Source organism: Acidobacteriota bacterium (assembly GCA_038040445.1).
Classification (GTDB): Bacteria; Acidobacteriota; Blastocatellia; order UBA7656; family UBA7656; genus Onstottus_A; species Onstottus_A frigus.
On the sequence record JBBPIG010000002.1, the window covers coordinates 87,757 to 100,764 of the forward strand.

The 13,008-nt window shown below is 57.8% G+C and carries 8 protein-coding genes; 4 read left to right on the forward strand and 4 right to left on the reverse strand.

All coding sequences use genetic code 11. The annotated features are described in order from the left end of the window. Positions 1-103 precede the first annotated feature (103 nt). Positions 104-331, forward strand: coding sequence for a DUF433 domain-containing protein (locus AABO57_02490; protein ID MEK6284587.1), 228 nt, complete (start codon positions 104-106; stop codon positions 329-331). Here AABO57_02490 and AABO57_02495 read toward each other — a convergent pair. Continuing rightward, positions 328-2,874: a VIT domain-containing protein gene (locus AABO57_02495; protein ID MEK6284588.1), complete on the reverse strand. Its 2,547-nt coding sequence runs from the start codon at positions 2,872-2,874 to the stop codon at positions 328-330. The two genes, AABO57_02490 and AABO57_02495, sit on opposite strands and share 4 nt — an antisense overlap. Continuing rightward, entirely contained in the window at positions 2,807-4,861 is a 2,055-nt protein-coding gene (locus AABO57_02500; protein ID MEK6284589.1) for a hypothetical protein, read from the reverse strand. Before AABO57_02500 ends, AABO57_02495 begins: the two co-directional genes overlap by 68 nt. 253 nt (positions 4,862-5,114) lie before the next feature. On the opposite strand from AABO57_02500, the gene pgsA reads away from it, so the two are divergent. After that, positions 5,115-5,897, forward strand: coding sequence for a CDP-diacylglycerol--glycerol-3-phosphate 3-phosphatidyltransferase (pgsA, locus tag AABO57_02505; GenBank protein MEK6284590.1), 783 nt, complete (start codon positions 5,115-5,117; stop codon positions 5,895-5,897). Positions 5,898-6,000: 103 nt separating this feature from the next. On the opposite strand, the gene AABO57_02510 is transcribed toward pgsA, so the two are convergent. Further along, the gene (locus tag AABO57_02510; protein MEK6284591.1) at positions 6,001-7,782 is read right to left on the reverse strand and encodes a hypothetical protein; all 1,782 of its coding nucleotides are present in this window, start codon (positions 7,780-7,782) and stop codon (positions 6,001-6,003) included. A gap of 188 nt (positions 7,783-7,970) precedes the next feature. Here AABO57_02510 and AABO57_02515 point away from each other — a divergent pair, with 188 nt between their 5' ends. Next, a complete protein-coding gene (locus AABO57_02515) occupies positions 7,971-8,933 on the forward strand; it encodes a hypothetical protein (GenBank protein ID MEK6284592.1) in 963 nt (320 codons plus the stop codon). A 63-nt stretch (positions 8,934-8,996) separates the two neighbouring features. Here the strand turns inward: AABO57_02515 and AABO57_02520 are convergent, their stop codons facing one another. Then, positions 8,997-10,772, reverse strand: a complete 1,776-nt coding sequence (locus tag AABO57_02520; GenBank protein MEK6284593.1) for a protein phosphatase 2C domain-containing protein — start codon at positions 10,770-10,772, stop codon at positions 8,997-8,999. Between the two features lie 651 nt (positions 10,773-11,423). Here AABO57_02520 and AABO57_02525 point away from each other — a divergent pair. Continuing rightward, positions 11,424-12,872: an efflux RND transporter periplasmic adaptor subunit gene (locus AABO57_02525; GenBank protein MEK6284594.1), complete on the forward strand. Its 1,449-nt coding sequence runs from the start codon at positions 11,424-11,426 to the stop codon at positions 12,870-12,872. Positions 12,873-13,008 lie beyond the last annotated feature (136 nt).

Below are 13,008 nucleotides of genomic sequence, written 5' to 3' on the forward strand. Positions count from 1 at the left end.
GCGTTCAACTCCTAACACCTCAACCGTTCAACTCCCCAGCGTTTAGGTATTTTTAATTCGCGTACAGAGTGTTGTACACTCCTCTCCAAAGGAACTAAAAGCTATGACACTCGTGCTTGACGAAAAAGAAATCGAAAGCCTTCCAATAACCGTCGATCCTGAAATCGTTAGCGGCACTCCGGTGTTTACTGGCACTCGCGTTCCCATCGACGCTCTGATCACTAATCTTGAAGCCGGTCTCACGCTCGATGAGTTTCTCGACAACTTTCCGAGCGTGACCCGCGAGCAGGCGCTCCAAGTCCATCGCCAAACATCTCAGTCACCCGCTTAGGCACCGCCAATAACCTCAACAACCAACTCCACCACGCTCGAATTATGAGCGAAGTCCTCCGCCGTGATCTGAATCGTGTAACTCCCCGACGGCAAGCCGGCCGGTATCCTCAAGTGTCCGATGTTGGCCTTTGCCTTCGCGTCCCACACAACCGGCGCCGGCAGCGAGCCGAAGATGCGCGCCGCGATCACCCGAGTGTCGCTGTCTGCTCGAACCGTGACCACCAAATCTTCGCCGGCATGGGCGACAGTTTGATTCGACGTTTGACCCAGGGACGCTTGAAGCCGAGGCGGCCGGCTGTCTATCACAAAGCTCTTCTCTTCCTGATAGGCCCTGCCCTGCCGATCAACCAGCACCAACCGGCAGTGATAAACCCCATCAGCCATTTCGCGCGGAGCGATGAACCGCGTCTCCCAAACGTCTTCATTCTTGATGTAGGTCATTCGCTTAGTCAGACCGAATGGAAAGACGGCGGTGACTTCGGTGATCGACTCATCGGCTCGCACTTTCAGCACAGGATCACCCGGCCGGATCACTCGCGGACGAAGCAGCGAGCGCGGCGCCGCAAGAAACGAGGTGTACGGAGTCACGAACTTGTACTTCTTCGACAGCGCAATGATCTCGTCGATCGCTTCTTTTGTTTCGCCGTCGAGCGCGATTTGCCGGAGCAGCGCATCGACGCGAGCCCGCGCCCACATTCGCGGAACATGCGGGTGCGCGTCGTCACGTTGGGGAAGCTCGACAGTTTGCGTAAGCCGAACCGGTTTGCCGGCTTCATTCCCGGTCAACGTGAGCGAAGCCGGCCCCGGGCGTTTGTAGCGGCCGACGAACGACAACCTCGCTCCGTCATAAGCCGTCGCTTCATAATCGGGATAGACCTGGTAGAAGTTCGAGGCGTCGGCGTTTTGCAGCTTCAATGAATCGATCGGGTCGCGGCCGACTTTGCTCACGAATGACTTCAGCTTGAACGAGAGATCATCAGTCTCGCGACTCCAATCGAAGTAGCCGCGAGACGCGCGCGCCAGCTCACCCAACAATCTGAGGTTTGTGTCAGAGCCAATGCCGAACACGTACAACCGAGCTTGCGGACCGGAGTCGTTCGCCTTTTGAAATCGATCGACTATCGCCTTCGTGCGCGTGGTCGCCAGCGTCGAGTTCCCGTCGGTGATCATCACGATCGAACGCTCTTTTCTTGAAGGCATGGCCTTCGCCAAGCTGGCCGCGCGATCCAGAGCCAAGCCTACATCGGTGCCGCCCGACAGGTAGCTCGCCTTGATGAAAGCGAGCGCGCGTTCGACTTGATCCGAACGCGCGTCTACGGCGTTGTTGCTAAAGACCGCGACGTCGTCGTTGAACAGCATCACGTTGAACGTGTCTTGTGGCGTGAGCGAGCGCAGCAGGCCTTCGGCCGCTTCGTAAGCGCGGTCGAGTTTTTCAAACTGCATCGACAGCGACGTGTCGAGCATCACTAGAATCGATCGAGCAGGCGGCGGCGAAGAAGCTCCGGGAGAGCGGCCGCCCTGGTTGAAGACGGCGGCGGCTTCGAAGTAGCCGTCAGGCTCGCGCTCGGCCAATCGCGGATCGCGGAGCTCGTCGGCGGTGATGCGTTCGGGCGCCCGGTATGCCAGGAACTCGAACGCCGTGCCTCGGACGTTCAAGCCGTAGCTGAAAGCAAAGTCTTCGGTCAGTTGAAAGTCGTTGGCCGCGAAGGTCGCCGACTTATATTGCGCCGAGTTGTCGATGAAGTTCAGCGGATAAGCTTTGCCCTTGATGCTCAGGTCGCTCATCGGAACACGCGAAGTGAGTTGCAAACGGATCTCGAGATGACCGACCGACTGAGCGCCGTACTCGCTCGGCTTTAACGGAAACGAGAAGTAAGATTCAAGATTGTCGACCGGCAGCAATTCGGTGTACTCGAGCTCTAGCCGTTTGGTGCCGTAGGCGGGTATGGGCGCGACCTGAACGGTGAATGCCGTGCTTGCGGTGTCTTCGCCTTCCTGCTTCAACAAACCGGGGTCGATCGATTGCAGCGCGAGGTCTGTGTAGATCTCTTCGGCGCGGCGCTTTTCGAGAATGACTCCAGGGATTCGCACGTCTCCATCCCACACCGCGAAGTCCGAGATCGACGCGGTAGTCGGGATCAAGAAAACATAGCGGCCTTCTTGAACGCGATCGGTGCGATTGCCGAAGATCTGAGTCACTCGAACGCGAGCATACTGATTGTCGATCAGAACATTCACGCTCATTTCGTCAAGCGAGAGCACCGATGGATCGGGTTTCTCGGTGCTCGAGGGGATGAGCACGCCCGACTGAGCACGAGCGACTGCTGGCGCGAACATCAGGAAGGCGACCGCTATCAGGATCTTCGCCGACGTTCGTTCCAGAATAGACCACGTATCGCGCGGGTTGGGCGGATTTTCACGGATGATCCGTGTACATCGGTCTAATCCGCGTGATCCGTGGTCTATTCTTGCTTCATTGGACGACTCTTTTTTCAATTCGTACCAACCCGTTGAATGTGCCCACATAAACAAACCGATCATCACTCGTTATCGCCGTGACGTTCTGAGACGCCAGTCCAGCGCTGATCCGAGACCATTTTCGATCGCGCGTATTATAGACTAAAAGCCCCCGGTCGCTAGTCCCAACATAAAGCCGCTCTCCATCGTAATGCATCGCGTTCTGATTGACCTCGACCTTCCCAATCTCATCGCCGAAGGTCATCCACTCGCCGGTAGGAAGCAGGGCGTCTACGCCGCCGCCGTTGGTGCCCACATAAAGCGTGCCATCCGCTTCCGCAAGCGCGGTCACCCAATCATGCGATAAGCGCGAATTCGAAGTCTTGTAGGTGCGTAAGACTCTCAAGCCCTCGATCTCGGCGAGACCAGCCAGGCTCCCGGCGAATAGGCGAGAGCCTACCGCGGCCGACGTATAGAGATGATTGCTCGCAAGCCCGTGAAACGCGGTGATCGAGCGAGTCCGGCCGCCGATGACTTCGGTCAGCCCTCCCGCCGTCGCAAGCACCACCGCCCGGCCCTGGATACCCCGCAGGTTCTCCAAAGCCCGTCCGCCGGTCGTAGCCAACAACCGCGAATCGATATCAGCAAGGGTGACGTGCGCAACCGAATCGTTTATCAAGCCGCTTTGCTCGCGGGTCATCACCGTTTGTTTCAAAGCGCCGCCGAACACCACCAGCCCCCGCGACGTCGCGGCCAACATTCGGTCCTCGCGGTTGTCAAAAGCGAGGTGATTGATCTCGCGCACGCGATCGTCTTCGATGTGGGAGAGCCGTTCGCTTGTTTCCGCCGAGATCAAATCGATTCCGCGATCGAAGTACCCAACCCACAACCTGCCCGCTCCGTCAGACGCGAGCGCGGTTATGTGACCTGAGCTCAAGACTCGATCGCCTACAAGCGGTGCAGCCAGGGATTCAAACGCGGGGCTGCTGCCTCGCTCATCGCGCACGAACGCTCCCTCGGAAGTCAACGCCCACAGTTTGCCGTCACTCGCGCAAACTATCGCCGGCGCGGAAGCCGGTATGCCCGCGGCTTCAGACAGACTCGATCTGCTTTCATTAGCGCGGCCTCGCCTACTCCCCACGTTGGCATTCAGATCGACGATGCCGCCGCCAAACAGGCCAGCCCACAAATGCTCACCGCTGACCGCAAGCGAGGTGATGTTCGGGCGATTCGAGATCGGCTTGATCTCATTTGCTTCATTGAGCGCGACAACTGCGAAGTCGGTCGCAATCGCGACCGATCCTTTATCGGACGAACTCGCCGGCAGCACGCTCATCGCCGTCACGTGCGGAGAGGGCAGCCCTTCATTCGTAGTGAGGTGTTCGATATGGGCCTCGCGCCAGACGTACAACCCGCTGTCTTGAGTCCCGATGTACAGCCGTGACTCGAACGGCAGCAGCGCAGTCACTCGGCTGAAATCGGCTCCTGTAGCCGAGTTGAATCGGCGCGAGAACTGCTGGCCGTCGTATTCGAATAGCCCTCCATCGAGGGTGCCAATCAGGAGTTCGCTCTCGGTTGGAACCAGAACGCTGACGCGCGTCGCCTTGGGCCTCGCGAAGCGGTAACCGGTAAACCCGTTCCCATCAAACGCCACAAGCCCGGCACTCGCGGTGCCGGCAAACAGCCGCTCGCGAAAAACAGCCAACGCGGTCAGGTCGTTGTCAGGCAATCCATCGAGCGTGGTAAATCGCCGCTTAACATTGCCACCCTCATCGAGAGCGATCAGCCCGCCGGACGTCGCCAGGTAACGGACCCCCTTGAAGCTTGCGACGGCTCGCACATCGGAGGCGTTCAGATACAAAGTCAGACCGTCAGTCAAAGGCGCGCGCAACGAGTGCTCTTCGACTTCGACGCGCGTTGCCGCCGTCTGGCGTTCTCGCTCACCGGCGAGGCTCCGGTTGAGCCGGACGATATAAATAAGGATGACGGCAATCAGCAACGAAGCGCCCAACGCCGCTGCGATGAGCGCCCGGCCGCGAGTAAGTTTCATCTTGTGAATGAGAGCGCACATCCGAAGTCGTTTGCCGGTTGAGTTAGATGCGGCAAATCGGAACGCGGATGAACAAAGCTATAAAAAAAGTTGCCCACCGGATTTCACCCGCTTGTTCATCCGTATTCGAATTTATCTGTAGACGCGGATTGACAATGAAGCAGGGTAAAAATATAGTCAAGCAGGTAAGAAGCAAGGATGTGCCGCTTCGACTAATCGCCCTCGTCTTGGCTTTAACGTTTGTGCCCAAGAGACTAATTCAGGAAACTGGAACTTGAACCTTCCGAACGCGCTAACGCTGTCCAGAATATTCGTCGTCCCATTGCTGGTCGTCGTCCTGCTGACGAAATTCCCAAGCGACTGGCTGGGCATACCTCAACAACTGTTCGGGCTTGCTTTGTTCGTAGGCGCTTCAATCACGGACTGGGCAGACGGCTACATCGCGAGAAAGCGCGGACAGGTGTCTACACTGGGTATCCTGCTGGATCCGATCGCCGACAAGTTGCTCATCTCTGCCGCGCTGGTGTCGTTGGTCGAGAACCGGCTCGCGCCTGCCTGGGCGATCGTGATCATCATCGGCCGCGAGTTTGCCGTGTCGGGATTGCGGTCGATCGCCGCCGCCGAAGGCTTCACCATCAGCGCATCAAAGAAGGCCAAGTTCAAGATGCTGACCCAGGTGATCTCGGTGACGCTGTTGATTCTGGGAAGCTCGCCTGGCGGACCCTCAGGGCTTCAGCCGCCGAACGGGGTCAACTCCGAAGTCCCCTTCGCTTCGTTCGGAGAGATGGGCCGCACGCTCGCGACAATCGCGAGCAACGGAGCGATGTCGCTCGATGAGTTCCGCATACTCTGCTACGGCGCGGGCCGCGCGATGCTGTGGCTCGTAGTGTTCTTTGCGTTGTGGTCGATGTACGACTACTTCACCAAGTTCTACGGCAAGGTGCGCGATCGCATCGAAGTTCGCGAACGCCGCCGCTCTCGCATCCTTCGCCGCCGAAGAAGAAAGACTCCCGCCGCCGTGCTGGGCTCAACCCGCGGTGACGGAGTAAATGGATGAAGGACCGCAATGATAAATGACAAATGGAAAATGGAAAATCTAGCCGTTCCAATTTTCCATTTTCCATTTTCTATTTTTCATTGCGCGTCGCTCGCTCCCCCGGTCACTCTCCGCTCCCAATGAGCGAAGCTATCGAGCTGAAATTCCCTACCGCTGAATGAGTCTGAGTGTAGACGCCGTAGCTGCGAAACTCTGTAAAGCTTATTGAGGGCGGCAGACGATCGATCGCTTTTCGCGCCTCATCTCGATCCAGTAACTCTTGTGAGCCGTCGCTGACACGCATCAACTTCGAGATCCCAAGCAATAGCTTTCCGGCATCTTCAACTCGAGGACGATAAGAGACTATCGAAGCTTCAGCCGGACGAGTCGAGAGACCTTGTTTGAGCCGCTCATCACCGTCGATGCCGTCACGGTTCGCTTGCGTGGCGATGATCGTCCCAATCTGATCGCGGGTCCCGAGTACGAGAAAGTCTCCAACAAAAGCCGCCGCGCGCCGGTCCTCGTTCGACGAAACCAGGACTTCGATGCCGGTGTCTTGTTCGGCCGTAATCCTGGCCGCTTTGCGAGCCAAATACCTGTTTACGATCGGCGCGATTCGAGACCGGTCATTCACACGAAGAAGCATCATTCTCGGTTGGCTCGGTTGGCTCGGTTGGCTGTCGCCGAAACTGACCACCGCGATTTCGCTACCCAGCGCATCGCCGACCGAATCCGACGGCGCAAGCCCGTATGGTTCGCGAAAGCTTATGACGAACTCTCGAAGCGCAACACCCGCTACTACATCGATATTTGGCGAGAGCTGTTTAAGAACGCGCTCGGGCAGCTCACCGGCTCCTTCCACATTCAGGAGCACCAGGCTCTCGATGGTCCGGGGGATCATTCCCAGCGACGCAAAGCCCGCTTGCGAAGCCGACTTCAAGGATTGACTCAACGCTTCCGCGATCTGCGGACGCAGAACCGTAAGATATGTTTCGGTGACCCCGCCTTCTCCGAACTCAGAAGAATAAAGCACCCCGGCTCCGGCTTGCTTCGAGATATGCTCGATAAGATCGGCAAACAAGCTGATGCCCTCAGGCACAGGTCCGCGACCGGCGATCAACACCGGCCACAACTCCACAAGCTTCTCGATCCCGCTCGGCGTCACATACGCGAAGGCCGACGGGTCGCGTCCAACCTCCGGGCGCATCCGCTTAAGCGTCGAATCTTCGGCGAGAGCAGCGGCGCGCCCAGCGATCGCGTCGAGGCACAACTTCATCGCGTTCGCTTGATTGGCTACGATTATGACGCTTCCCGTGGATGAAACTACCAACTGCCGCGTAGCGTCCGGGCCATGGAAAACCAGCAAACGCGAACCGCGATAGTCATCCGAGAGCTCAACAACGGATTCTCCGTAGATACGCTGTGCAATCAGCGAGGCTCGCTCACCCACAAGCCGGGACGCAGTCTCGGGGTTCGAATGAGTCTCGATTATCAGCGCAAAATCGGGCTTCAGATGAAGGTAGGCGCCCTCTTCAGTCTCTCCCGCTTTGGACTCAATGCCGGTGATCGCGATGGCGTATTGAGCGCGGCCGGCAACCACGGCTTCGTCGGGACCGAGACCGGAGCGGCCAATCAAGTCTGCCGCGAAGCCAACCTGTCGAAGCTGACTGGAAAGCCCGAGCACCGGCGCCAGTTCGCGCCAGGCCTTCGTGCTTGTCAGACCATCGATCAGATCTGCAAGATTGTTGATCTCGACATACGCCAGAACGTCCTTCGGCACATAGCGATCCATCGCGACTCGGGGCGGGCGGCGCAAAGCGAAGAAACCGGCGACTACCAGACCAACTACGAGGACCGAAGAAGCGATAATGATTTTCTTTCGAGTTAGGGCATCGCGAAGCTTCATAAGGATGAATGTAGCATGGCGGGTGTTCAGCGGTCAGGGTGAAGGAGTCTAGGGGCTGGAGAATTGAAAATTGAAAATTTTCAATTTGCAATTGTCAATTTTCAATTCCGGCTCCCGATCAACCTGTTCCCTCGTGTATAATTCCCGCCGAGCCCTCACAACCACTCAGCCCCGAGAGTGAGAAACCCTTGAGCCAAGACGTGACTAACTGCCCGCGCTGTCAGCGGCGAACGCCTGCCGCTCGCGGCGAATGTATCTACTGCGGCGAGTCATTGCCGTTCGCAAGCATCCAGTCCGCGCCGCCTCAGCGGAACATCGATCCCGCCGATCACGCGTTCAACACAATACTCGAGCCCTTCCCCGCACGCTCCCCCGCGCGCTCCAATGAAAGCGTTGTTGTGGCGTTTGCCTCCGCGCTGCAGCTCGAGCTGGCGGAAGCCGAGGCGTTGATCGGCGCGGAAAAGCCCGTTCCGCTCGCGCGGAGCCGCACTCGCGCTGAAGCCGAGATGATCGTCGCGCTGGTTCGCACATGCGGATTGAGAGCCGTTGTGGTTGCCGATGAAGAAATGCAGCTTGACCGCGAACTTCTCCGCGCGCGCCGCCTCACTTTGACTGACGACCAGATTCGGGTCTTTCACTCCGGCGCGGAGATGACCGTGAACAAAGCCGAAATAAAACTGCTGGTGCTGGGCGAGCTGCGCAACAAGCGTGTGGACTATACGGAGGGCATCGGCCGAAGGAGCGCTCAGCCGGCCAGCGTGCTTGATACGTCCGAGTATCGTTCAGAAGAAACGTTGCTCGACGTTTACACCGCTTCTTTGGATCAGAGTTTCCGAATCAAGTCCGATGCGTTCGACTATTCCGGATTGGTTTCGCCGCTGTCGGTCAGATCGGATATGAACTTCCGGGCGGCGGTCGCGACTCTGCGTGCTGCTACGCCCGGCGCGATAGTTGATGAGGATTTCCCGAAGGTAAGAAGCTTGCTCGAGCATGCATGGCCGGAGCGGACTCGCAATGAATCACGCGGCATCAAGCGGACTGGCTTAGCGTTTCGCGCCGTCGCGCGGGCGAGTTTGATCAGCGACCACCGCGATCAGTTCGATCGCTACTCGAGGCTTATGTTTCTTTCGCTCGCTCGCCGGACAACTTAGGCGCAAAGGATTTGGCCTTGAAACTGTTTAGCTTAAGTTGGGGCCCTATGTTGGGGGGGGGTATCAACTAATCCGCACGACCAGTACTGAAGTGTTGTCTTCGCCACCGGCGGCGTTGGCGGCTACGACCAACTCTTTTGCTGCGGCATTCGGATCGGGGTTCACTAAGAGGATGTCGCGAATCTGATCGTCGCCAAGCATCCCGTTCAACCCGTCGCTACACAGCATCAGCATGTCGCCGCTGATGAGCTTTCGACGCACGATGTCTATCTCGATCTGCTCGTCGGCGCCGATCGAGCGGTAGATCACATTGCGATAAGGATGACTGCGCGCTTCGGTCCGCGAGAGATTGCCCGTGTTGACCATCTTCTGAACAAGCGAGTGATCTTCCGAAAGTTGTTCGAGCCGGTCGCCCGACAGCAAGTAGCAGCGGCTGTCCCCGACGTGAGCAATGGTCAGCACTTCTCCAACCACCATTGCCACTGTCACCGTGGCGCCCAATCCGCGCTCCTGTGGATTGGCAGCCGCGTAAGCCATCACCTCGCGGTTCGCAGCGATCACGGCTTGCTTCAACATCTCAGTGGTAGCCATCTCGTGACCGTTAGCAACCGCCAGCCGCAAGCCTCCAGTCTGAGTGGGCGCGGCAATCTTCTCATCGTGGGTCGACTTGAGCGAAGCCGAGATCAACTTTTCGGTCATCCATTCGGCGACCGCGCGCACTGTGACTCGTGAGGCTACTTCGCCGGCAGCCTCGCCGCCCATCCCGTCCGACACGATGTAGAGCCCTATTTGCGTCTGGACCGATTCGTAATACTGCGTCAGGTTTAGCGCCAGCACGCTGTCCTCATTCAACTCCCGAATCAGACCGACATCGGTGAAATGACCAGATTGCAACAACACCGGCAGATTCAAATCAGTCAGCGCTTCGCGAAGCTCAGCTATGCTTTGAAACCGGTCGCCGGGCTCTTCCGCAATTGCGCGCGCCAGAAGCCGCTCGAAGTTCGGGAAGACTGTAGCGATTGGATAAAGGCCCGACGTGTCGCCCATGGTTGCGCTTTCCCCCGCTAGCAAGAAGTGCAACATCGCGCCAATCGAATAAACGTCGGACCTGACGTCGTAGACTGCGTCGGGGCTGAACAGCTCCGGCGCCGTGAACCCGCGACTCGGATAAATCGGCGCGTCCTGGACCGCGGTGCCTGCCTGCCGCGCACGATCGAAGCCGATCAGTCGCACATGTTTCTCCTGGTCCAGCACGATGCCGTAGGGCTCGAATCCGTTGTAGACCCATCCATGCCGGTGGAACTGCTCCGCAAGCACGCAAAGCTGCAGACCGATCGCGCGCGCTTCCTTCTCATCAGTCTGATCGAAGTGCGCGACGGCCTGCCCACGGATGTGTTCGAGCACTATGTACACGTCGTCGCCGTCGATCGCGTGCTCGATGGGCTTGAACAGCCCAAATCGCTCGAACGCGGGAGCGGCTTCTTCGAGAGAACCGGAAACTCTCCCTTGATCGCTGCCCTCAGGCGTGACCGGCGACACTCCGGCAAGCGGATCGTCGAAGCTCAGCCTCTGCTCGATAATCGTGTGACGTAACGAGGAAGAACCCTGCACCAATGCTTCGTAAGCGTTGTATGTCGGAGCGGTCCAAAGCAGCGATTGAACGATGAAGCGGCCCGCTATGATCTTGCCGGGCTCACACGCGTTGGGGGGTGCCGGTGGCTGGAGCAGGGCAGAGCTGAGCTTCGAGCCGCACGTCTGGCAAAAGGTGGAATCAGGCTCGCTTTCGACTGCACCGCAGTTGGGGCAGGCTTCTTCTAGATGTCCCGATTTTTCGTTCATAAGGAAGGGGGATACTAGGATAACACAAGGTTCCGTTAGTTTGAATCAGCAAATGCCCCGACAGTGCGCATCAGAGTTTCGCGGTGGCTGCATCGCGGCTTCCTACCGACAGCCGAGCACGGGAGCACAGGCCAGGCCGCATAGCGGCTTCCTGTGGATAGACAAGGTCATCACCGGGCAACCCAGCCTTCGAAAGCGTCGCCGGACTCAGCCAGCCGCTATGGGTCCAGCGGAAGCGGCCCACCATGGTGCGCGAGAATCTAACGCATGCCCTCGATGCCACGTCTACTAAGCGTCATTCACGGCATTGTTCCGGCGTCTTCGCCGATCATTCGGTTGCACGAGCGCCATCCCACTCCCCGGCTGCACTCCGCTCGATGCGCTGAAACGTATTTCTTTGACATGGTTTCCTCGCACTCGCTATCATCATGCTTTAAGGACCATGTTAATAAACCGAGTTGGCGGTTCGTTTGCACAATGTGAGGCAATGCGGCGGCAAATCGATCGAGCAGAGGAGCAGAAACAGCGAGCGAGGGACTGAGGTAATCGTCGTAGCAAGCGCTTAGATTTATTGAAACCTCTAGAAGAACAAGGGCGTACTACGAGGCGGTTGCATGTTCGCTTAAAACATTCGGAGGACAATCTTTATCCATGCAGTTCAAGACTACACGTAAGAAGAAGACTGTAATAATAACGGCGGCAGTCATCGGCCTGATCACAATCGTCATCCTCTCAAAAGCCGTCCAGAAAAAGGAAGGTGAACCCGTACAGGTAGGAAAGGTCGAGCGCAAATCGCGGCTTGAATCGAAGGTGACTGCGTCCGGCGACATCCGTCCGGTACACCTGTATAACCTGACTGCGGAAGTTCCCGGCCGTGTCGAACAGATTTTTGTCAGCGAAGGGGATCCGGTTAAGAAGGGTCAGCCGCTGGTTCGCGTAGACCCGACTCAATCAAGCTTCGCGGTAACCGCAGGCGAGGCCTCGGTTCGCGTAGCGCAGGCCGACGCCGCCAATCAACAGGTTGCGGTGCAGCAGGCCCAGAACAATATCAATCAGGCGAAGGCCAATCTTGTGGGGGCCGAGGCCGACCTCGAGCGCACCAAGGCCGACTTCATTAACGCAGAAAGCGAGTACAATCGCTATCAGCAATTGGTCGAGAACGGTGTAGCCACCAAGTCTCAATTCGATTCGGCCAAGTCGCGCTACGATCAGGCCCGAGCCGTGGTCAATTCCCAGCAGTCCCGCATAACTCAACTGAAGGTGCTGCTGCACGATGCAGAGCTTGGAGTTGAACGCTCGAAAGCGTCTTTCCACTCAAGCGAAGCGCGCGTCAAACAGGGTCAGGCGGATCTCGCGCGCCAGGCCGACCAGCTCAAGAAGTCGACACGATTCTCGCCAATCGACGGGGTAGTCTCGAGTTTGCCCGTCAAAGTCGGCGAGTATGCACTGGCGAGTTTTTCGACTACACCGCTGATGACCGTTGCGGATATGTCGCAGATCAATACCGAGGTCAAAGTCGATGAAACCGATATCGCCGATGTGCAGGTAGGTCAGAAAGCCAAAGTGAAGGTTGATGCTCTGGGCGACTTCGAGATCGACGGCGAAGTGATTGAGAAGGGTGCTTCCGCCATCACGCGATCCGGTCAAACAATTGCGCAGTCAGCGAACACTCAAGAAGCCAAAGACTTCGTCGTTAAGATCAAGCTCAACCCTACTGAACCGGTTCGTGAAAAACTCAGGCCGGGCATGTCGTCGACCGCGGTCATCACCACGGCGACCGTTGTCGAGGTGCTGACCGCGCCGCTGCAAGCGATAGTTCCCCGCGAGGCGCCAAAGGACCAGCAGCCCGCGGAACAGCCCGCGACCGGCTCATCGAAGAAGAAAGAGGTTGAGGGCGTGTTCGTATTCAGCAAAGACGGACGAGGCCACTTCACCCCGATCACCACGGGTATAAAGGGCGACCAGGAGATCGAAATCAAGAGCGGGCTGAACGAGGGCGACGAGATAATCATTGGTCCTTACAAGACGCTGCGCACGCTGAAAGACGGCGATCAGGTCAAACGAGAAGCTGGACCAGTTAAGGTTGAAGAGAAGAAATAGCAGGAGGGATGGGGGACCATTCAGAAACAACCAGAGGCGACGATATGATGATCGAAGAAGCAGTGCTCGACAAGGAATTGGCCTATCTGGGCGCGGCTGCGGGAACCGACAGCGTGATCCGCACGGACGATCTTTG

Bases quoted from the DNA above. Each gene is read 5' to 3' on its own strand.
- AABO57_02490 (MEK6284587.1), top strand. From the start codon at position 104: ATGACACTCGTGCTTGACGAAAAAGAAATCGAAAGCCTTCCAATAACC.
- AABO57_02525 (MEK6284594.1), top strand. From the start codon at position 11,424: ATGCAGTTCAAGACTACACGTAAGAAGAAGACTGTAATAATAACGGCG.
- AABO57_02520 (MEK6284593.1), bottom strand. From the start codon at position 10,772: ATGAACGAAAAATCGGGACATCTAGAAGAAGCCTGCCCCAACTGCGGT.
- AABO57_02510 (MEK6284591.1), bottom strand. From the start codon at position 7,782: ATGAAGCTTCGCGATGCCCTAACTCGAAAGAAAATCATTATCGCTTCT.
- AABO57_02500 (MEK6284589.1), bottom strand. From the start codon at position 4,861: ATGTGCGCTCTCATTCACAAGATGAAACTTACTCGCGGCCGGGCGCTC.
- AABO57_02495 (MEK6284588.1), bottom strand. From the start codon at position 2,874: ATGATCGGTTTGTTTATGTGGGCACATTCAACGGGTTGGTACGAATTG.